Raw genomic sequence first — 20,770 nt, forward strand, 5'->3', positions numbered from 1 at the left:
CGGGTTTCGGGCGGGAGTCGGCTGTCGGGCGTGTCATTCTGAACGGATATTTTTCTTGTCTTGGCTGGCAATTCGCATGATGCGGAATCATAGCAGATGGCTGGCCGGGCCGGGAGCGGCGCGGCGAAATTGTCCAGCAATATCAAACGGCAAGCGAAAGGCCGGCGCGGCGCCTGGGCGCCAAGGCCGGTCCGGGCGGGCTGGCGGCGCCCGCCGCTGGCGGGTCGGGCGGCCCGCGCGGGGGCAGACAAGCGCGAGGTGCGTGATATACTGTGCGTTTCGTTGGGTGCGCGGTGTAACTCCGCGCAGCGCCTGAGCGGCAGCTTTCCCGCCCGCGGGAGCGCGCCGTCCGGCGTCGTACCGTCCCAGATGACTACAACCTGTCACACTTCGAAGGATTTAACATGCAAGTACAGCTGGAAACACTGAGCAATCTTGAACGCCGCATGGACATCGCCCTGCCGATGGCCGCCATTGATTCGCAAATCACCGAGCGCCTGAAGCGCGTGGCCCGCAGCGCCAAGATTCAAGGTTTCCGCCCGGGCAAGGCGCCGCTGAAGATCGTGGAGATGAACTACGGCGCCCAGGTGCGTGAAGAAGTTATGGGTGAACAGGTTCAGCAAGGCTTCTACAAGGCCGTGACCGAGCAGAAGCTGCGCGTTGCCGGCTACCCGCGCTTCGAGTCGGTTGCCGCTGGCGACGACAAGGAAAACTTCAAGTTCGCCGCCACTTTCGAAGTGTACCCGGAAGTGAAGGTTGGCGAGCTGGCGGGCAAGGAAATCGAGAAGCCGGCCGTCACCGTGGGCGACGCCGAAATCGAGAAGACCATCGACATCCTGCGCAAGCAGCGCACCCGCTACAACCGCGTTGAGCGCGAAGCCGCCGTCGGCGACCGCGTGATCATCGACTTCAAGGGCGCCATCGACGGCGTGGCCTTCGAAGGCGGCTCCTCCGAGAACTTCCCCTTCGTGCTGGGCCAAGGCCAGATGCTGGCCGAATTCGAAGCCGGCATCGTCGGCGCCAAAGAAGGCGACATCAAGAGCGTGGAAGTGAGCTTCCCGGCTGATTACCACGGCAAGGACGTGGCCGGCAAAACCGCCGTGTTCGAAATCCTGGTGAAGAACGTGGCCGAAGCCATCCTGCCGGAAGTGAACGAAGAGTTCGCCAAGATGCTGGGCATCGCCGAAGGCGACGTGGAAAAAATGCGCGGCGAAATCCGCAAGAACGTCGAGCGCGAAGTGAAGCGCCGCCTGCAGGCCCGCACCAAGGAAAACGTGATGCAGGCGCTGATCGACGCGACCGAAATCGAACTGCCGAAGGCGCTGGTCGGCCTGGAGATCGGCCGTCTGGTCGAGCAGGCCCGTCGCGACATGCAGCAACGCGGCATGAACGTCAAAGACATGCCGTTCCCGCCGGAACTGTTCACCGCCCAAGCGGAACGCCGCGTCAAACTGGGCCTGATCCTGTCCGAAGTGGTGGAAGCCAACAAGCTGGAAGCCAAGCCGGAACAGGTTCGCTCGATGATCGTCGAATTCGCCGACAGCTACGAAGAGCCGGAAGACGTGCTGGCCTGGTACTACGAGAGCGCCGACCGCCTGGAAGGCCCGACCTCGATGGTGCTGGAAGACAACGTGGTTGAATTTGTGCTGTCTCAGGCCAATGTAGTAGAGAAGGCGCTGTCCTTCGACGAACTGATGGGCAGCCAAGCCTGATAACAACCTCTAGGAGTGGCCGATGAAATCGATGATGGAACCGCAAGGGTTGGGCCTGGTGCCCATGGTGGTGGAGCAGAGCGGTCGCGGCGAGCGCGCCTATGACATCTATTCGCGTCTGCTGAAGGAGCGCATCGTCTTCCTGGTCGGCCCCGTCTCGGACGAATCGGCCAACTTGGTTGTCGCGCAGATGCTGTTCCTGGAGTCGGAAAATCCGGACAAGGACATCCATTTCTACATCAACTCGCCGGGCGGCTCCATCACCGCCGGCATGTCGATCTACGATACGATGAACTTCATCAAGCCGGACGTTTCCACCCTGTGCATTGGCCAAGCGGCCAGCATGGGCGCCTTCCTGCTGTCGGCAGGCGCCGAGGGCAAGCGTTTCGCGCTGGAGAACAGCCGGGTGATGATTCACCAGCCGCTGCTGTACGGCGGCGGCCTGTCCGGCCAGGTGACCGACATCGAAATCCACGCCCGCGAACTCGTCAAGGTGAAAGCCAAGATGAACGAGCTGATGGCCAAGCACTCCGGCAAGACCATGGAGCAGCTGGAGGCGGATACCGAGCGTGATAACTTCATGTCGGCGGAAGAGGCCCGTGTCTACGGCCTGATCGATAAAGTGCTGTCTTCCCGCAAGGATGTCACGGCGTAAGTAGTGGAATTGGCTAATGGCTGACAAAAACAGCAACGAGAAACTTCTCTATTGCTCTTTCTGCGGAAAGAGCCAGCACGAAGTGCAGCGGCTGATCGCCGGCCCGCAGGTATTCATTTGCAATGAATGCGTCGAGTTGTGCAACGACATCATCCGCGAAGAGCTGGAGAAGGGTAGCAGCAGTGAAGTGGTGGGCGGCGCGTCCGCCGACCGCCCGCTGCCGACGCCGCAGGAAATTCGCGCGGATCTGGACCAGTACATCATCGGCCAGGATTTCGCCAAGAAAACCCTGTCGGTTGCGGTGTACAACCACTACAAGCGTCTGTACCAGAAGAGCGGCAAGGACGACGTGGAGCTGGCCAAGAGCAATATTCTCCTGATCGGCCCCACCGGCTCCGGCAAGACCCTGCTGGCGCAGTCGCTGGCGCGCCTCTTGGACGTGCCCTTCGTCATCGCCGACGCCACCACGCTGACTGAGGCGGGGTATGTCGGCGAGGATGTCGAGCACATCATCCAGAAGCTGCTGCAGAAGTGCGACTACGATGTGGAAAAGGCCCAGCGCGGCATTGTCTACATCGATGAGATCGACAAGATCTCGCGCAAGTCGGAAAACCCGTCCATCACCCGCGACGTATCGGGCGAGGGCGTGCAGCAGGCGCTGCTGAAGCTGATCGAGGGCACGGTAGCATCGGTGCCGCCGCAGGGCGGCCGCAAGCATCCGAACCAGGAATTCATCCAGGTGGACACCACCAATATCCTGTTCGTGTGCGGCGGCGCTTTCGACGGCCTGGAGAAGATCATTCGCCAACGCTCCGAGAAGGGCGGCATCGGCTTCGGCGCCGAAGTGTCCTCCAAGGACGACGGCAAGAGCCTGAGTACGCTGTTCAAGGATGTCGAACCGCAGGACATCATCCGCTTCGGCCTGATTCCCGAGCTGATCGGCCGCCTGCCGGTGGTCGCCACGCTGGAGGAACTGGACGAAGAGGCGCTGGTCACCATCCTCACCCAGCCGAAGAACGCGCTGATCAAGCAGTACCAGCGCCTGTTCTCGATGGAGTCGGTGGAACTGGAGGTGCGTCCGTCGGCGCTGCGCGTCATCGCCAAGCAGGCGCTGATCCGCAAGACCGGCGCCCGCGGCCTGCGCTCCATCCTGGAGCGCGCGCTGCTCGACACCATGTACGATCTGCCGTCCATGCAGGACGTGGAAAAAGTCGTGGTGGACGAGAAGGTGATCGAGAAGGGCGACAAGCCGCTTTTCATCTATCGCGAAGAGGGCGGTGTGGCACAATCCGCCTGATAGCCTGGCCTGAATGACTGAACCGCCCGGCAGGGCGGTTTTTTATTTGTCGTCCATGTAATCTGTTTTAGTATGGGGTGTTGATATTCTGGCCTTGCACCCCATTTTCCATGCATTGTTTCCCCAAAGCTAAGGTTAGGTGATATGTCCCAACCCGCAGAAATCAGAGAAGAGACCACGCTGCCGCTGTTGCCGCTGCGCGACGTGGTGGTCTTCCCGCACATGGTCATCCCGCTGTTCGTCGGACGGGCCAAGTCGATCCGTGCGCTGGAGCTGGCGATGGACGAAGGCAAGCAGATCCTGCTGGTAGCCCAGCGCTCGGCTTCCAAGGACGAACCCTCCGCCGAAGATCTGTACGGCGTGGGCACCATCGCCGCTGTGCTGCAGATGCTCAAGCTGCCGGACGGCACCGTCAAGGTGCTGGTGGAAGGGCGCCAGCGCGCCACCATCAAGGAAGTGGGCGAGGAGGACGGCTGCTTCGTCGCCGAATTCAGCCCGCTGTCCAGCGAGCTGGAAGAGTCCAACGAGACCGAGGCGATGCGCCGCGCGCTGCTCGCCCAGTTCGAGCAGTACGTCAAGCTGAACAAAAAGATCCCGCCGGAAGTGCTGAACTCGCTGGCCGGCATCGACCGCGCCGGCCGCATGGCCGACAGCATCATCGCCCACCTGCCGCTGAAGCTGGAGCAAAAGCAGGAAGTGCTGGAGATGTTCGATGTCCAGACACGTCTGGAGCATCTGATGTCGCAGCTGGAAGGCGAGATCGACATCCTGCAGGTGGAAAAGCGCATCCGCGGCCGCGTCAAGCGCCAGATGGAAAAGAGCCAGCGCGAGTACTACCTGAACGAGCAGGTCAAGGCCATCCAGAAAGAGCTGGGCGAGATGGACGAGGTCAGCGACCTCGACGAGCTGGAGCGCCGCATCAAGGCTGCCGGCATGAGCAAGGAAGGCCGCGACAAGACCCTGGCCGAGCTGAAGAAGCTGAAGATGATGTCGCCGATGTCGGCGGAAGCCACCGTGGTGCGCAACTACATCGACACCCTGCTTGACCTGCCGTGGAAGAAGAAGACCAAGATCAGCAAGGACGTGGCCGCGGCCGAGGCTGTGCTGGACGAGGACCACTTCGGCCTGGAGAAGGTCAAGGAACGGATTCTGGAGTACCTGGCGGTGCAGCAGCGCGTCGATCGCCTGAAGGCGCCCATCCTGTGCCTGGTAGGCCCTCCGGGCGTCGGCAAGACCTCGCTGGGCCAGTCGCTGGCCCGCGCCACCAACCGCAAGTTCGTGCGCATGGCGCTGGGCGGCGTGCGCGACGAGTCGGAAATCCGCGGCCATCGCCGCACCTATATCGGCTCGATGCCGGGCAAGGTGCTGCAGAACATGTCCAAGGTCGGCGTCAAGAACCCGCTGTTCCTGCTGGACGAGGTGGACAAGATGGGCGCGGACTTCCGCGGCGATCCGTCGTCCGCCCTGCTGGAGGTGTTGGATCCCGAGCAGAACCACGCCTTCATCGACCATTACGCCGAGGTTGAGTACGACCTGTCCGACGTGATGTTCGTCGCCACCGCCAATTCGCTGAATATTCCGCCGGCCTTGCTTGATCGGATGGAAATCATCCGTCTTTCCGGCTACACAGAAGACGAGAAGGTCAACATCGCGCTGAAGTATTTGCTGCCGAAGCAGATGGAGGCCAACGGTGTGCGCGAGGGCGAGCTGGCGGTGCAGGAGTCCGCCATCCGCGACATCGTCCGCTACTACACCCGCGAGGCCGGCGTGCGCAGCCTGGACCGCGAAGTGGCCAAGATCTGCCGCAAAGTGGTGACCGGCGCCTTGCTCAAGCCGGGCAAGACGGGCAAAGTGACGGTGTCGGCCAAGAATCTGGACAAGTATCTGGGCGTGCGGCGCTTCGACTACGGCCTGGCCGAAGAGGAAAACCGCGTCGGCCAGGTGACGGGCCTGGCCTGGACCGAAGTGGGCGGCGAGCTGCTGACCATTGAGGCGGTCACGCTGCCGGGCAAGGGCAATATCGTCCGCACCGGCCAGTTGGGCGAAGTGATGCAGGAATCCATCACCGCGGCGATGAGCGTGGTGCGCAGCAGGGCCAGAAGCCTGGGCATCAAGCCGGACTTCTACGAGAAGAGCGACATGCACATCCACGTGCCGGAAGGCGCGACGCCCAAGGATGGCCCGAGCGCGGGCATCGCGATGACCACGGCCATCGTGTCGGTGCTGACCGGCATTCCGGTGCGCGCCGATGTGGCGATGACCGGCGAGATCACGCTGCGCGGCGAAGTGCTGCCGATCGGCGGTTTGAAGGAAAAGTTGTTGGCGGCGCATCGCGGCGGCATTCGCCACGTGCTGATTCCCAGGGGCAATGAGAAAGACCTGGCGGAGATCCCGTCCAACATCAAGCAGAAGCTTGAAATCCATCCAGTGAAATGGATCGATGAGGTGCTGGCGCTGGCGCTGGAGCGTCAGCCGGAAGAATTGTCGCAAGAAGAACAGTCCGCGGACATTCCTCCTGCGCAAGATGCTTCCGGCGGAGTGTCGGTTTTGAAGCATTAAGAATCATGGCCTTACCGAAGCTGTGAATATCTTGTGGTTTCGCGGCTTCCAAATGTGCTTGCGAATTAGCAAAACACCCGTGGAAGCCGCTTGACACAAGGATTTCCGCCTTGCTATAAAGCAAGCGTTTTTATCCGAATTACGTAGACCGAAGAACGACGAAAGGGGACTTACGTGAACAAGTCTGAACTGATTGACGCCATCGCGGCAGAAGCCGACATTTCCAAAGCCGCTGCCGCGAAAGCTCTGGACGGCATGGTTGCTGCCGTTACCGACGCCCTGAAAAAAGGCGATACCGTGACTCTGGTGGGTTTCGGCACCTTCTATGTGGGCGAGCGCGCAGAGCGTAGCGGCCGCAATCCGAAGACCGGCGAAACCATCAAGATCCCGGCTGCACGTTCTCCGAAGTTCCGTGCTGGCAAGGCACTGAAAGACGCGCTATAATCGGCGCCCCTGCCGCAGGGCCGGTCTGACCGGTTCCGCGGCGGGGCAGACGGGCGTTTAGCTCAGTTGGTAGAGCGTCTGCCTTACAAGCAGAATGTCGGCGGTTCGACTCCGTCAACGCCCACCAAGGTCCGGAGCGGTAGTTCAGTTGGTCAGAATACCGGCCTGTCACGCCGGGGGTCGCGGGTTCGAGCCCCGTCCGCTCCGCCAAATACACGAGAGAAGGTGAACCGGTTCAACGCGTTCACCTTTTTTTTTACAGGGGTGGCCTTAGCCAATCGTCATGTTCGAGTTTGTCCAGAACAACAAAACCGTCATTCAAGTCATCCTGGGGGCTGTCGCGCTGACTTTCGTCGGCTTCGGCGTCAGCAGCTACAGCGACGTCACCGCAGACCCCTATCTGGTCAAGGTGGGCAGCGTCAAGATATCCAAGCGCGATCTTGATCGCGCGCTGGAGGGCAAGCCCAGCGATCCGGCCACCCGTCAGGCCGCTTTGGAGGAAATGATCCGCAACAAGCTGGTCCTGGCCGACGCCCGCGATCATGGCGCCGCCATCAGCCCTGACCAGCTGCGCAAAGTCATCGCCTCCATTCCGCTGTTTCAGGACAACGGCCAGTTCAGCCCGCAGCGCTATGAGGAGTTTCTGAAAAACCGCTATCGCTCCGCCGCCGATTTCGAAGCCGAAATCAGCGAGGACATGCTGATCAGGAACCAGCTGACAGCCGTCGCCGGCACCCAGTTCGTGTCCAACACCGTGGTGACCCGCATGGCGGCATTGCTGGGCGAAGGCCGCGTGCTGCAGCCGCTGACGCTGAAGCCGTCCGATTTCGCCGCCGAAGTGAAAACCGACGACGCGGCGGTCAAGGCCTACTACGACGCCAACGCCAAGCGCTTCCGCACGCCGGAAAGCGTCAAGCTGGATTACGTGGTGCTGTCGCAAGACGCGCTGGCGCAAAGCGTCAAGGTGTCCGACGCCGACGTGCATAAGTATTTCGATCAGCACAAGTCGGACCTCGCCAGCGAGCAGCGCCGCGCCTCGCACATCCTGCTGACGGTGCCGAAGGGCGCAAAACCTGAGCAGAAGGCCAAGATCAAGGCGGAGGCCGAGGCCATTCTGAAGGAAGTGCGCGCCAATCCGGGCAAGTTCGCCGAAATCGCCAAGGCCAAGTCGCAGGATCCGGGCTCGGCGGAGAAGGGCGGCGATCTGGGTCTCAACGCGCGCGGCATGATGGTCAAGCCGTTCGACGACGCCGTGTTCTCGATGAAGCCTGGCCAGATCAGCGACCTGGTGGAAACCGACTACGGCTTCCACATCATTCGCCTGGATGCGATCAAGACCCAGGGGCTGGAAGAGGCCAGGGCCGCCATCGTCGACAAGCTGCAGAAGCAGAAAGCTTCGGCCCTGTTCCGCGAACAAGCGGACAAGCTGAACGAAGTCGCTTACCAGCAGGCCGACTCGCTGAAGGGCGTGGTCGATGCGCTGAAGCTGGAAGTCAAACACTCCGACTGGCTGCAGCGCAATCAGCCGGGCAAGGATGAGCTGCTGGGCAACGACAAGTTGCTGGCGGCGGTGTTCAGCGACGATGTGCTGAAGAAAAAGCACAACAGCGAAGTCGTGGATGTCGGCGGCGGCCGTCTGGTGGTGGCGCGCGTGGCCGAGCATCAGCCAGAGCGCCAGCGCCCGGTCGCGGATGTGCGCGAAGACATCAAGCGCGAACTGGTTGAGCGCGAAGGCGCCAAGCTGGCCGACAAGAAAGGCCAGGCATTGCTGGCCGAGCTGAAGGCTGGGAAGGGCGTGGACGCGCAGAAGTGGGGCGCCGAGCAGACGGTATCGCGCCGCGCGTCTGGCGGCCTGCCGATGGCCGATGCGCGCGCGGTGTTCAGCGTGGCCGCAGCCAAGCTGCCGGGGTTCGCCGGCGTGCGCCACGATACCGGCGAGTATGTGATTTACCGCGTGAACAAGGTGATTGCGGCTCCCGCTGTCAGCGAAGCCGATCGCGCCCAGCTGGGCGGGGTGCTGGGAGAGATCTCCGCCAATAACCAATTGGGCAGCTATCTGCAGGCGCTGCGGCAGAAGTACCCGGTGACGGCCGGCAAGCAGTCGCTGAACGACAATAGCCAGTAAGCTCGGACGCATTCGCTCCGCCAACCCCGCCTCTCGGCGGGGTTTTCGCTTTCATGGCGCGGGTATCGCCGCGGCGCGCCCCTCTTGGCGCAGCGCATCCAGCAGCACCCGCGCCTTGCGCGGAATGTTGCGGCTGGGAAACACCGCGTGCATTTGCGGATCGTCGCCATGGCTGGAGACGATGCGAAACTCAGGACATAGCCGGACCAGTTCGCCGTTTGCCGCCAATGGTTCGGCCAACCAGTCTCCCAGCCTCCCGATGCCCATGCCGGCGCGAATCGCCTCCAGCACGCCGTTGCCGGAGTTGCTGCGGTGCCAGGCGCTGAGGTTGAGGCTGATCTGGCTGCCCGCGCTGACGAAGTTCCAGGCTTTCAGCACGCGCGGCGCGGTGTGGATGATCACCCGGTGCTCAGGCAGCTCGCGCGGGCTGGCCGGCGCGCCGTGGCGCGCCAAGTAGGCGGGGCTGGCATATAGATGGCGCCGGTAGTCCCATAGCGGATAGCCTATCAGTTCGCTGGAGGTGGGAAACGCGCCGCGGATGGCGAAATCCAGCTTTTCCCGGATCGGCTCCAGCGTGGCGTCGCTGTACAGCACGTCGAAGCGCAGGTCCGGGTTTTCCTCGGCGAGGCGGGCCAGCACCCGCGGCAGGATGCCGCGCCCCAGCGTTTCCGGCGCGGAGAAGCGCAGCAGGCCGCGCGGCGCGGCGACTTGCTGATTGAGTTCCTCTTCCGCCTGCTGCTGCAGGTCCAGCATCTGCCGGGCGATAGGATAATAAGCCTCGCCGGCCATGGTCAGCTCCACCTGCTTGCTGGATCGGGCCAGCAGCGCCGCGCCCATTTCCTCTTCCAGCGCCTGCAGCGCGCGGGTGGCGCTGCTGGGCGAGGTGCCCAGCTGGCGTGCGGCGGCGACGAAGCTTCGGCGCTCCACCACCGCGCAAAATATCCTGACTCCCCATAGCGGCTTCATCGCGCCTCCAGTATTGCGTTTATTGCAATATTACATTGCAAGCATGAATCTGGCCCAGGCCTTAGAATGCGTGCAAGGAGGAGAATGCCAATGTTGTTGAGCTTGAGTTTTTTGTGCGTGATCGCTTTTTTTGCCGGACTGGTCGACGCCGCTGTCGGCGGCGGGGGCTTGATCCAGATTCCGGGCCTGTTCAGCGCCTTGCCGAATGTGGCGCCGGCCACCTTGTTCGGCACCAATAAGCTGGCGTCGGCGGTGGGAACCTTGTCGGCGGCGCGCTCCTATCTGCGTCGGGTGCGGTTGCCTTGGCGACTGGTGCTGCCTTGCGCGGCGATGGCCTTCGTGTTTTCGTTCGCCGGCGCCCAGGTGGTGGCGCTGATACCCAAGGACGTGATCCGGCCCTTGGTGCTGACCCTGCTGCTGATCATGGCGGCGTACACGCTGTGGAAGAAAGATTTCGGCAAGCTGCACAAGCCGGTGGCGATAGGCCGGCGCGAGTTGCTGATGGGCATGGCGATAGGCGGCGCCATCGGTTTTTACGACGGCCTGTTCGGCCCCGGCACCGGCAGTTTCCTGATGTTCCTGTTCATCCGCTTTTTCGCCTTCGACTTCCTGCACGCCTCGGCGGCGGCCAAGGTCGTCAATCTCACCACCAATGTGGCGGCGCTGCTGTCCTTCGCCATCGGCGGCCATATCCTGCTGGCCTACGCGCTGCCGATGGCGGCGGCCAATATGGCCGGCGCGATGGTGGGCACGCGCTTGGCGATGAAAAAGGGCGCCGGTTTCGTCCGCATCTTGTTCTTGATGCTGACCAGCGTGCTGATCTGCAAGCTGGGTTGGGACATTCTGCGCGGCTGATCGCGCGCCGGCCTGGCCGCCGGGAGCGGGACGCGCTTTGAACTGCGCGTCCCGCTCCTTTATCATGTAGGCAGAATGACTACTTGGCGGTTCCTTTCCATGCATCCATCTCGTTGCCCCGCGCCAGACGCGGCGTTTAGCCTGCTGCAATTGCCCAATGTCGGGCTGCGCGCGGCTGCCGATCTGGAACGCCTGGGCATCCAAGAGCCAGGGCAGCTGCGCGGCCGCGATCCTCATCAGCTTTATCTGGAGTTGTGCGATAGAACCGGCCAGCGGCATGATCCCTGCGTGCTGGACGTGATGCTGTCCATCTGCCATTACATGGACACCGGCGAAGCTCGCAGCTGGTGGAGCTTCACCGCGGAGCGCAAGCGCCGATGGCCGCAGTGACGCCGCCGCGCGGGCCGCTGGCCGCCTGCCATGATTGCGATTTGCTGCTGCGGCTGCCGGCCGCCGCCGCCGACCGCGCCTGCATCCATTGCCCGCGCTGCGGCGCCTTGCTGCACGAGCAGGCCGACGGCGCGCTGCATGCCGGCGCGGCGCTGGCGGTGGCCGGCGCGGTGGCCTTCGTCATCGCCAACAGCTACCCGGTGCTGGTCTTGGAAATCGCCGGCAACCGCAACGCCGCCACGCTGTGGCAGACCGCGTTGGCGCTGCAAGGGCAGGGGATGGCGGAAGTGGCGCTGCTGGTGCTGTTCACCGGCATCGTGATGCCGGCGCTGGAGCTGGCCAGCATGCTGTACCTGCTGCTGCCCCTGCAGTACGGACGCGCGCCGCCGGGCTTTGCGGCGGTGATGCGGCTGCGGCAGCTGGCGCGGCCCTGGTGCATGGTGGAGGTTTTCCTGCTGGGGGTGCTGGTTTCGCTGGTCAAGCTGGTGCATCTGGCGGCAGTGCATCCCGGCATCGGGCTATGGGCTTTTTTCGGTTTGATCGTGCTGATGGCGGCTTGCGCCAGCCGCTTCAAGCCGGTGCAACTGTGGGAGCGCTACCAGGCATGCCAGGCTACGGAATGAAAAGCGCGGCGGCGCGCAACCTGGCGCTGTGCCACGGCTGCGGCCTGCTATGCCGGCTGGAGGCCGGCGCCGCCGGCGTTTGCCCGCGTTGCAGGGCGCCGCTGCACCTGCGCCGGCCGGCGGCGCTGCAGCGCTGCTGGGCGCTGCTGCTGGCGGCCATCATCAGCTATTTGCCGGCCAACCTGCTGCCCATCATGGAAACCACCGCGCTGACCGGCGTGCAGCGCGACACCATACTCAGCGGCGTGGTCTATTTGTGGAACAACGACTCCTGGCCGCTGGCGCTGGTGGTGTTCACCGCTAGCGTGCTGGTGCCGTTGCTGAAGATACTGGCCTTGCTGTTGCTGCTGTGCAGCGTGCAATGGCGCTGGTCATGGGCGCCGCGGCAGCGCACCGGGCTGTACCGGCTGATAGAGCTGATAGGGCCGTGGTCGATGCTGGATATTTTCGTGGTGGCGCTGATGGTGGCCCTGGTGCAATGGCAGTCGCTGGCCAGCATCAAGGCCGGCGCCGGCGCGGTGGCTTTCGGCGCGGTGGTGGTGCTGACCATGCTGGCCGCAATGAGTTTCGATCCCAGAATGATCTGGGATCCCGTAGAGGAAGAAGATGAGCAGTGAAGAACCGGTAGAACCGCAAGGCCAGGAGCCGCAACTGCCGCAGGCCGTGGTGTTGAAGCGCCGCCGCTGGGCGCCGTCACTGGTGTGGCTGATCCCCGTGGTGGCCGCGCTGATAGGCGGCTGGCTGGCCGCGCACGCCATCATGTCGCGCGGGCCGACCATCACCATATCCTTTCAGAACGCCGAAGGGATAGAGGCCGGCAAAACCAGAATCAAATACAAGGATGTGGAAATCGGCGAGGTGACGGCGGTGGCGCTGAGCGCCGACCGCCAGTCCATCCTGGCCACCGCCGAACTGAGCAAACAGGCCAACGACTACCTCGCGGCGGACAGCCGCTTCTGGGTGGTGCGGCCGCGCGTCTCCGGCGGCGGCGTGTCGGGGCTGGGCACCGTGCTGTCGGGCTCCTATATCGGCATGGACGTAGGCAAAAGCTTGGCGCGCAAGACCGAATTCGTCGGCCTGGAAACGCCGCCCATCATCAACGCCGACCTGCCGGGGCAGACTTTCTTCCTGCGCGCCGACAACCTGGGCTCGCTCAACACCGGCTCGCCGGTGTATTTCCGCCGGGTGCCGGTGGGCCAAGTAGTGGGGTACGAACTGGACCAGAAGGGCAGTTTCGTGCGCGTCAGCGTGTTCATCAACGCGCCTTACGACCGTTTCGTCAACGCCAACAGCCGCTTCTGGCACGCCAGCGGCGTCGACGTGTCGCTGAGCGCCAACGGGCTGAACGTCAACACGCAGTCGCTGGCGGCGATCGCGTTGGGCGGCATCGCCTTTGAAACGCCGCTGTCGGACAATGCCGCCATCCCTTTGTCCGACCGCAATTTCATCCTGCACGACACCCGCGATAAAGCGTTGCAGAACCCCGACCGCGAAATGCAGGCCTTCCGCCTGCGCTTCCGCCAGTCGCTGCGCGGCTTGGCTATCGGCGCGCCGGTGGACTTCCGCGGCATCATCATCGGCGAGGTGACGGCGATAGGCGTGGAATACGTGCCGGAACGCAAGGACTTCGACATGACGGTGGACATCCGCACCTACCCCAGCCGGTTGGACAGCCTGTCGCACGGCTCGCGCATCTCGCGCAAGCTGTCGTCGCAACAGCTGGTGGCCAACGGCATGCGCGCGCAGTTGCGCTCCGGCAGCCTGATCACCGGTCAGCTGTACGTGGCGCTGGACTTCTTCCGCGACGCGCCGCCGGCCAAGCTGGTGGTGCGCGGCGGCATCGCCGAGCTGCCCACCATCCCGGGCGATCTGGAAGAGCTGCAGCGCGTGTTGCAGCGCATCGCCAAAAAGCTGGACGCGGTGCCGTTCGACAGCATAGGCCAGGAGATGGACGCCTCGCTGAAGTCGCTGCACCAGACGCTGGACAGCATGCGCAAGCTGTCCGACGGCATCAACGGCGAAATGCTGCCGCAGACGCTGAAGACGCTGGAGCAGCTGCAGCAGACGCTGGACGCTACCCGGCAGACCATGAAGGCAGACTCGCCGCTGCAGCAAGACGTGCGCTCGGCGGCGCAGGAAGTGAAGGAAACCGCGCGCAGCTTCCGCGCGCTGGCAGACTATCTGGACCGCCACCCGGAAGCGCTGGTGCGGGGCAAGGAGGCGCAGCCATGAGTCTGCGACGATGGAGCGGCGCCGGCATGCTGTTGCTGGCGCTGGCAGGCTGCGCGTCGCCGCAAGCCCGCTTTTACAGCCTGGAATCCGCGTCCGCCGCATCCGGCGAGCCGGCGCAATTCGGCAAACGCGTGATGTTGGGGCCGGTAAGCCTGCCGGCGGCGCTGGACAGGCCGCAATTGGTGCTGGACGACGGCGGCGGCCGGTTGCGGCTGCAAGAGTTCGACCGCTGGAGCGCGCCGCTGGACCGGCTGCTGGCGCAGAGCCTGACGCTGGCGGTGTCGCGCCGCAGCGGCGTCGCCAGCGTCTACGCCTATCCGCAGCCGACAATGGACGGCGGCGACCTGCGCTACGCGCTGGACGTGCGGCGGCTCAGCCTGCAGCCGGGACGCCAGGCTGCGCTGGAGGTGGTGTGGCAGTTGCAAGGCGTGTCCGACGGCAAGCTGCTGGCCGCCGGCAGCTTCAGCCGCAGCATCCCGCTGGCCGCCCCCGGCGTCGACGCGGCGCTGGCCGGCCTGCAAAGCCTGCTGGACGCCTTGTCCGGCGAAATGGCGCAGCCGCTGCGCCAGCATCCTGAATGGTGGCAGCCGCCGGCCGGCCGCTCCTGAGCCGGCGCCGTTCCGTCCTGGCTGTGCTACACCTGAACCAGGGCGGACTTGGCGGGAGCGATGGCGATGACACCGGTGCACACTTGGCTTGGCGCGCTTCTGGCGTGTCTGTTCGTCTTGCCGGCTCGGGCCTGCGACGGCGCGCCGGCACCCGACAGCGCGGCCGCAGTCGACGCGCCCGACTTGCAAGGCATCGCGGTGTATCTGCCCAAAGTGCTGGAGAGCAGCGATTCCGGGCCTTTCGCCGACCTGCTGAAAGTCGTCGGCCGCCATTATCCGGCCGGGCGGATACGCTTCAGCATCGAGCCAGTCAAGCGGGTGTACTTGGACACCTCCGACAAAAGCGTGGATTTCCGTTTTCCCATCATGAAAATCCGCGAAGGCGCCGATCGGGGCACGCCGTTCCAGTTTTCCCATGAAATGTTGGGCAAGGTCAGCTTCGTCATCTATTCCAACAAGGAAAAACCGTTCGGCAAGGCCGACCTGCTGCGGATGGCCACGCTGCCCAAGTACGAGGTGGCGATACACGCGCCGCCGGCCAGCTGGGACTTTCCCGCCAGTCGGGTGATCAATCTGGAGCTGTCGCTGAAACAGCTGAACCTGGGGCGGATAGACGCGGTGATATGGGCGCAGGAGGATGCGGACTACCTGGTGCGCAAGGACGGACTCGGCCATATCCATCGCGAGCATCTGGACGACTATCCGGATGTGCTGTTCTTCTCCTGCAACAAGCGCGGCGACTTCGTCAACCAAGCGATGAGCGCGGCGATACGCGCCGCCCGGGATAGCGGCGAACTGCAGAAGGCTTACGCCAAGGTGCATCAGCCTTATCAGGACTGGCAGCCGTGACGCTGGCTGCCTTGCTTAGGTTGTATAAGTCGTGATTTGCGAATTTACTGGAAAATTAATCCATTTATTTACTTTAAAATGGTTGTTTATTTTAATAAATAAACAACATTGAGCATAATAAATCATTGACATGTTTTAAAATGGCGCACTTTCATTCAAAAGCTTGCCATGTCTGCCCGCTCCACCTCCCGCAACGCCTATCTCCTGCTGGTGCTGACCATGTTGATGTGGTCCACCAATTTCGTCATCGCCCGCGCGCTGCATAGCCAGGTCGGCCCGTTCACGCTGGCCTTCTCGCGTTGGGGCATCGCGCTGTGCTGCCTGCTGCCGTTCGCGCTGCCGCGTTTGCGCGGCAATTTGGCGAAGCTGCGCGCGCAGTGGCCTTTGCTGTTGCTGCTGGGCGTTTTCGGCATAGGCCTGACCAATACCTTCGTCTATTGGGCGGTGCAGACCACATCAGCCACCAACGCCGTGATCCTCAACAGCGCGACGCCGGTGATGGTGCTGCTGCTGGGTTCGCTGTATTTTCGCCAGCGGCTGAGCCGCCGCCAGTGGGGCGGCATGGCGGTGGCGCTGTCCGGCGCCTTGCTGATCGTGCTGAGGGGCGATCCGGCAGCCTTGTCCAGCTTCCATTTCGGCGGCGGCGACCTGCTGGTGCTGGCCGGCGGCCTGAGCTGGGCGATTTACACGCTGGGCCTGCGCAAACTCAAGCCGGGCATAGACTCGCTGGTGCTGATGAGCGTGCTGCTGGCGGTGGGCGAGATGCTGTTGCTGCCCTTGTTCGCCGCGGAGGCCGCCGGGCGGGGGCTGCCGGCGCTGGACGGCCCCGGGCTGGCCAGCCTGATTTATCTGGGCGTGCTGCCGTCGGTCGCCGCCTATCTGATGTACAACCGCGCCATCGGCATGGTGGGCACGGCAAAGGCGGCCAGTTTCCTGTATCTGATGCCGGCCTTCGGCGCGCTGCAATCGATCTGGTTTTTGGGCGAGGAGCTGCACTGGTACCACGCTGCCGGCCTGGCTGCGATCTTCAGCGGCATCGCGCTCAGTTCGCTCACCCGCAGCCGGGCGGCCACGGACACGCAAGCTACGGTGCGACGGCAAGAGCCGCAAACCTGAACGCGCGGCGCCGGGAAAGGAATCCAAACGCAAGCGGCGCCGATTTTCGGCGCCGCTTTCTCATGCCCAGGGGCATGGGGCAGATCAGGTTAGATCCAGGATGGCGGGAGTCAGCCATTGCGCCAGCCACATCAGGATCAACGGCAACAACAGGCACATGGCGCCCCAGGATACCCAAGGCGCGCCGCAATCCTCCCGCCGGCGCATGGCCAACAGCTGCGCGCGATAGGCGAAATAGCTGACGAAGGCCAGCAGCGGCGGCGCCATCGCGTAAGCGGCCAGCGGCCGCCAATCCAGCCACGGCGACAGACCAAACACGCCGACATGCAAAGCCAGCTGGCTGGAGAACAGCGCGGCCAGCCGTTTGTCTTGCCCTGGAAACAGCAGCGCCTTGCGCGTCACCCGCATCATCACCGCCGCCCACAGCGCCGCGGCGATGCCCAGCCAAGCATAGGCGTAGATGAAGGGCAGCAGCAGCGGGGTCAGCGAGATAGGCTCGGGGTGGCAGTTCAGCAGGGCCGCCAGCATCACGTAAGCGGCCAGAAAGCAGGCGATGGCGCTGCCGCTGCGGCTGACGATCAGCCGCCATGAGGCATGCAGGAAGAACAGCAGCACGACCAGCAGCAGCGATACTCCGACCGGCGTTGCCGTCATTTAGCCTCCAGCGCGCCCAGCAGGGCGGCGGACAGGACTTCGCCGATCTGGCTCAGGTACTGGGTATGCATGTCGAAGGTGAAGCGCTGCGCATCGTCGCTGGCGAGCACCAGCAGGCCGAAAGCCTGGCCGTCCGATCCGCGCAGCGCAACCTGGGCGAATGACTGCAGCACGGGGGTGGCGGGGAACCAGCTCATCAACTCGTCGTTGACATAGGGGCCGCAGTAGGGCGTGGTGAGATTGCGCGCCAGCCCTTGCACGTCGTTCTGCGCGTTGTAATGCCCGGCCTCGCTTTCCGCCGCCGGGTGCCACAGCCTCAGCGCGACGCGGTCCAGCTGAAACTCCTGGTGCAGGCTGCGCTTGAGCGCCTCGATTTGCGGCTTCAGCTCGCGGCTGGCCAGCAGGCCCAGCGTCAGGCGGTGCAGCCGGGCGACAGTGCGCTCGTTGGTCTGCGCGCGCTCGACCAGCTGCTGCAGCTGCGCTTCCAGTTGGCGATTCTGGTCCTTGAGCTCCAGCAACTGGCGCTCGACAAAGGACACCACCCGTTCGCCGTTCTGCGGCGCGGCCTGCAGGTTGAGGCGAGCGGCATGCTGCTGCAGGAAGTCGGGGTGTTCATCGAGAAAAGCCAGAACCTGTTCGCTGTGCATCTGCCTTGTCCTTTCGAAATGATGCGGCTAGTGGGGTTGGTGTCTCTAAGGGCGTTAAAGTTCTATCTCGCCCTGAAAAACCGTGACGGCGGGGCCGGTCATGATCACCGGGCAGCCAGCGCCGGCCCATTCGATCACCATGTCGCCGCCGCGGGCGTGGACCAGCACGCGCGCGTCCAGCAGGCCCAGGCGGATGCCGCTCACCACCGCGGCGCAGGCGCCGGTGCCGCAGGCCAGGGTTTCGCCGGCGCCGCGCTCGTAGACGCGCAGGCGGACCTCGCCGCGCGAGACGATCTGCATGAAGCCGGCATTGACGCGCTCGGGGAAGCGCGGGTGGCTTTCCACTTGCGGGCCGATGGCCGCCACCGGGGCGGTGTCCACGTCATCCACCAGCTGCACGGCGTGGGGGTTGCCCATCGAGGCGACGCTGACGACGCATGGGCCGTCTTCCAGCTCAAGCGGATAGCTCAGCGCTTCCTGTTCGGCGATGAAGGGGATGTCTACGGGCGCGAAGCGGGGCACGCCCATGTCCACCCGGGCCATGCCGTCGCCCAGATATTCGGGGCGGATCACGCCGCGCGCGGTTTCCACCGCGATCCCGGACTTGTCGCTCAACCCCTCGTCGCAGACGAATTTGACGAAGCAGCGCGAGCCGTTGCCGCATTGCTCGACCTCGCCGCCGTCGTTGTTGAAGATGCGGTAACGGAAATCATGGCCGACCTCGCGCGGGGCCTCCACCAGCAGCAGCTGATCAAAGCCTATGCCCATCTGACGATCGCCTAGTTGGCGGATGCGCTCCGGCGTGAGCGCCACGGCCTGCCTGACGCCATCGATGACCATGAAGTCGTTGCCCAGGCCGTGCATCTTGCTGAATTTCAGTTTCATTGCGGGTCGCGGAATGCATTGTGGATGCGGCAGCTTATCACAGCCATTCCGGGCTTACATCTGCGGGCGCCGGATCGCTCTGGGGCAGCGCCCACGGCTGGCGTAGCGCGTCGTCCTGGCGCTCCGGGAGAGAGAAGCCAGGACTGGCGCTGCCCATGCATGAGGCATGACAGGGCGGGCGGAGGAGCGGTAATGATGTCTCGCTCCCAGCAGGATATACGCGGCAGGGAGGGCGATTGTTCCCGACAGCGCCACGTTTTGCATCCCGGGCCGAATGGCGGCCAGATTCAGGTGCGCAATACGGTGCGGGCGCCTTCGTAGCGGGGCGCGAAGTAGACATTGTCCAGACGGGCCACGCGTATGGTGCTGTTGGTGCGCGGCGCATGGACGAACTTGCCGTCGCCGATGAAGATGCCCATATGCGAAAACGGGCGGCTCATGGTGTTGAAGAACACCAGGTCGCCGACCTGCATCTGGCTGTCCGGGATGGGCCGGGCGAGGCCGGCGATCTTGGCGGCGTTATGCGGCAGCTTGATGCCGACGGCGTTTTGATAGATGTAGCTGACCATGCCGCTGCAGTCGAGGCCGGCTTCCGGGTTATTGCCGCCGAACTGGTAACCGCCATCCAGCAAGCCTATGGTGTACAGCAGGATTTCACGGCCGTTGCCATCCGCCTGCAGATTGGAGAGCGAGACATCGCCTCCGGGTTTGCCGGGGCGGTAGGGCGGGCGCTGGCTGGTTTTCTGCGGCGGGGTGGTGCCGCAGGCGGCGAGCAGGGCGGCGAGGCCGGCCAATGCCGCGCTCTGCAGCAAACGGCGGCGGCTTGGGCCGGTTTCGATCGGTAAATCTTCTTTCATCGAGGCTTGGACTCCTGTCAGGTTCATGCGGCGCTTGGCGATTTCTGCGCGATCTGGCGGCGCGGCCGCATGAACGGGCATGGCTGGCGTGTCTTGACTGTTCCGCGGGGGAGCCAGGACCAACGCTTTGCCGAAAGTATAGCGCGAGTCCGCCGGCCCGCCGTTAAGCCTATGTAAATCCTGGCGGCAAATTGCGATGACCTGTGACTGGGCGATGCCCATGGCCTGAAGCGCCGCATCAACGCTGCCGAGCGCGCCGGGCAAACTAGAATGGAGATATGGCAGGGTTCGGGGAGAATCGAGATGAGTGGCAAAGCAACAAGATGCGCGCGTGGCTCCGCCTGGCTGGCCAAGCTGGCGGCCCTGGCCTTGTCCATTGGCCTGGCGGCGGCGCCGGCGATGGCGGCGGAAATCGTCTACATCGCCGCCAAGGCCGATCTGCCGTTCTGGGACACGGTCGGCAAGGGCGTCAGGGCCGCGGCCGAATCCGGCGGATACACGTTTTCGATGCTGGACAGCAAGCTCAGCGCGGATGCGCAGCTGGCGAATGTGCGCCAGGCGATAGAGCGGCGGGCGGCGGGCATCGTGATTTCGCCGACCAACAGCAAATCGGCGGAAGACGCGCTGAGGCTGGCGAAAAAGGCCAACACTCCCATCGCCATCGCCGATATCGGCAGCAATGGCGGCGACTACGTCAGCTTCGTCAAGTCGGACAATTACCGCGGCGCTTACGATGTCGGCTCAGAGTTGGCGGCGGCGCTGAAATCGCGCGGCTGGACTGGCGCCAGCTACGGCATGATCACGATAGAGCTGACGCGCAAAAACGGCCAGGACCGCACCGACGGCTTCCGCGACGCGATGAAGGATGCCGGCTTCGCGTCCGAAGCCGCGTTGCGGCAGATGAAGGACTACTCGGCCGAGGAAAGTTACCGCTATGTCAGGGAGATTCTCGCGGCGAGGCCGAAGATGCGCGGATTTTTCATCGAAACCGATCAGCCGGTGGAGGGGGCGATGCGGGCGATACGCGAGGCCGGCAAGAGCGGGCAGGTGCTGCTGGTTTCGTTCGACGCGATGCCAGAGGTCGCGCGTCTGCTGAAAAGCGGCGACTTGATCGCGGTCGGCATGCAGCAGCCTTATCTGATGGGCAGCGCCGCCGCCGGGGCGCTGCTGTCCTCGCTACGCGGCCACCAGCCGGCGAAGGAAATTCTGGTGCCCATCCTGGTGGCCACCGGCCGCAACGTAGACCAGTTGATGCCGATCGCGGCGCGGACGGTGTTCGGCAGGGCGGGCAAGTGA

General features: G+C 63.9%; 20 protein-coding genes and 2 tRNA genes. 17 read left to right on the forward strand and 5 right to left on the reverse strand.

The genetic code is table 11. The features are described 5' to 3' along the window. Positions 1–404 precede the first annotated feature (404 nt). The 8 genes from tig (at position 405) to U6115_RS12625 (ending at position 8,792) form a co-directional block, all read left to right on the forward strand. Positions 405–1,712, forward strand: coding sequence for a trigger factor (gene tig / locus U6115_RS12590; RefSeq protein ID WP_043572305.1), 1,308 nt, complete (start codon positions 405–407; stop codon positions 1,710–1,712). Between the two features lie 22 nt (positions 1,713–1,734). Then, the gene (gene clpP, locus U6115_RS12595) at positions 1,735–2,367 is read left to right on the forward strand and encodes an ATP-dependent Clp endopeptidase proteolytic subunit ClpP (RefSeq protein WP_043572302.1); all 633 of its coding nucleotides are present in this window, start codon (positions 1,735–1,737) and stop codon (positions 2,365–2,367) included. Between the two features lie 16 nt (positions 2,368–2,383). Beyond that, on the forward strand, positions 2,384–3,664 hold the full coding sequence (gene clpX, locus U6115_RS12600) for an ATP-dependent Clp protease ATP-binding subunit ClpX (protein WP_043572296.1): 1,281 nt from the start codon (positions 2,384–2,386) through the stop codon (positions 3,662–3,664). A gap of 144 nt (positions 3,665–3,808) precedes the next feature. Continuing rightward, positions 3,809–6,223 carry an endopeptidase La gene (lon, locus tag U6115_RS12605; protein WP_043572294.1) on the forward strand — a complete coding sequence of 805 codons (2,415 nt, stop codon included), beginning with the start codon at positions 3,809–3,811 and terminating at the stop codon, positions 6,221–6,223. Between the two features lie 174 nt (positions 6,224–6,397). After that, positions 6,398–6,667, forward strand: coding sequence for an HU family DNA-binding protein (locus U6115_RS12610; protein WP_043572292.1), 270 nt, complete (start codon positions 6,398–6,400; stop codon positions 6,665–6,667). Between the two features lie 51 nt (positions 6,668–6,718). Next, positions 6,719–6,794 (forward strand) — tRNA-Val (locus tag U6115_RS12615). A gap of 6 nt (positions 6,795–6,800) precedes the next feature. Then, a tRNA-Asp gene (locus U6115_RS12620) sits at positions 6,801–6,877 on the forward strand. A 73-nt stretch (positions 6,878–6,950) separates the two neighbouring features. Next, complete coding sequence (locus U6115_RS12625) at positions 6,951–8,792, forward strand: SurA N-terminal domain-containing protein (RefSeq protein ID WP_043572288.1); 1,842 nt, start codon at positions 6,951–6,953, stop codon at positions 8,790–8,792. 51 nt (positions 8,793–8,843) lie between these two features. Here U6115_RS12625 and U6115_RS12630 read toward each other — a convergent pair whose 3' ends face one another. Continuing rightward, positions 8,844–9,758 (reverse strand): LysR family transcriptional regulator, encoded by a 915-nt coding sequence (locus U6115_RS12630; protein WP_043572277.1) that lies wholly within the window; start codon positions 9,756–9,758, stop codon positions 8,844–8,846. A gap of 90 nt (positions 9,759–9,848) precedes the next feature. Between U6115_RS12630 and U6115_RS12635 the strand changes: the two genes are divergently transcribed. The 8 genes from U6115_RS12635 (at position 9,849) to U6115_RS12670 (ending at position 16,431) form a co-directional block, all read left to right on the forward strand. Further along, the gene (locus tag U6115_RS12635; RefSeq protein ID WP_197465929.1) at positions 9,849–10,613 is read left to right on the forward strand and encodes a sulfite exporter TauE/SafE family protein; all 765 of its coding nucleotides are present in this window, start codon (positions 9,849–9,851) and stop codon (positions 10,611–10,613) included. A 99-nt stretch (positions 10,614–10,712) separates the two neighbouring features. Beyond that, positions 10,713–11,003: a helix-hairpin-helix domain-containing protein gene (locus tag U6115_RS12640; RefSeq protein WP_043572274.1), complete on the forward strand. Its 291-nt coding sequence runs from the start codon at positions 10,713–10,715 to the stop codon at positions 11,001–11,003. Continuing rightward, a complete protein-coding gene (locus U6115_RS12645; protein ID WP_043572271.1) occupies positions 10,991–11,626 on the forward strand; it encodes a paraquat-inducible protein A in 636 nt (211 codons plus the stop codon). Before U6115_RS12640 ends, U6115_RS12645 begins: the two co-directional genes overlap by 13 nt. Next, a complete protein-coding gene (locus tag U6115_RS12650) occupies positions 11,623–12,243 on the forward strand; it encodes a paraquat-inducible protein A (protein ID WP_043572268.1) in 621 nt (206 codons plus the stop codon). Before U6115_RS12645 ends, U6115_RS12650 begins: the two co-directional genes overlap by 4 nt. Then, the gene (locus tag U6115_RS12655; protein ID WP_043572266.1) at positions 12,233–13,858 is read left to right on the forward strand and encodes a PqiB family protein; all 1,626 of its coding nucleotides are present in this window, start codon (positions 12,233–12,235) and stop codon (positions 13,856–13,858) included. The genes U6115_RS12650 and U6115_RS12655 overlap by 11 nt, the downstream gene beginning before the upstream one ends. Further along, entirely contained in the window at positions 13,855–14,466 is a 612-nt protein-coding gene (locus U6115_RS12660) for a PqiC family protein (RefSeq protein ID WP_080509415.1), read from the forward strand. The genes U6115_RS12655 and U6115_RS12660 overlap by 4 nt, the downstream gene beginning before the upstream one ends. Positions 14,467–14,532: 66 nt before the next feature. Then, complete coding sequence (locus U6115_RS12665) at positions 14,533–15,315, forward strand: amino acid ABC transporter substrate-binding protein (protein ID WP_146008292.1); 783 nt, start codon at positions 14,533–14,535, stop codon at positions 15,313–15,315. Positions 15,316–15,483: 168 nt separating this feature from the next. Then, positions 15,484–16,431 carry a DMT family transporter gene (locus tag U6115_RS12670; protein WP_047243180.1) on the forward strand — a complete coding sequence of 316 codons (948 nt, stop codon included), beginning with the start codon at positions 15,484–15,486 and terminating at the stop codon, positions 16,429–16,431. 84 nt (positions 16,432–16,515) lie between these two features. Here the strand turns inward: U6115_RS12670 and U6115_RS12675 are convergent, their stop codons facing one another. The 4 genes from U6115_RS12675 to U6115_RS12690 all read right to left on the reverse strand — a co-directional run bounded on the left by U6115_RS12675 (position 16,516) and on the right by U6115_RS12690 (position 19,474). Then, positions 16,516–17,085 carry a hypothetical protein gene (locus U6115_RS12675; RefSeq protein WP_043572262.1) on the reverse strand — a complete coding sequence of 190 codons (570 nt, stop codon included), beginning with the start codon at positions 17,083–17,085 and terminating at the stop codon, positions 16,516–16,518. Then, on the reverse strand, positions 17,082–17,732 hold the full coding sequence (locus U6115_RS12680; RefSeq protein WP_043572260.1) for a DUF484 family protein: 651 nt from the start codon (positions 17,730–17,732) through the stop codon (positions 17,082–17,084). The genes U6115_RS12675 and U6115_RS12680 overlap by 4 nt, the downstream gene beginning before the upstream one ends. 54 nt (positions 17,733–17,786) lie before the next feature. Next, a complete protein-coding gene (dapF, locus tag U6115_RS12685) occupies positions 17,787–18,617 on the reverse strand; it encodes a diaminopimelate epimerase (RefSeq protein WP_043572258.1) in 831 nt (276 codons plus the stop codon). A 287-nt stretch (positions 18,618–18,904) separates the two neighbouring features. After that, positions 18,905–19,474: a C40 family peptidase gene (locus tag U6115_RS12690; RefSeq protein ID WP_047243179.1), complete on the reverse strand. Its 570-nt coding sequence runs from the start codon at positions 19,472–19,474 to the stop codon at positions 18,905–18,907. A 303-nt stretch (positions 19,475–19,777) separates the two neighbouring features. On the opposite strand from U6115_RS12690, the gene U6115_RS12695 reads away from it, so the two are divergent. After that, positions 19,778–20,770 (forward strand): substrate-binding domain-containing protein, encoded by a 993-nt coding sequence (locus tag U6115_RS12695; protein WP_043572255.1) that lies wholly within the window; start codon positions 19,778–19,780, stop codon positions 20,768–20,770.

This window comes from Chromobacterium subtsugae, assembly GCF_035919665.1.
GTDB classification, from domain to species: domain Bacteria; phylum Pseudomonadota; class Gammaproteobacteria; order Burkholderiales; family Chromobacteriaceae; genus Chromobacterium; species Chromobacterium subtsugae.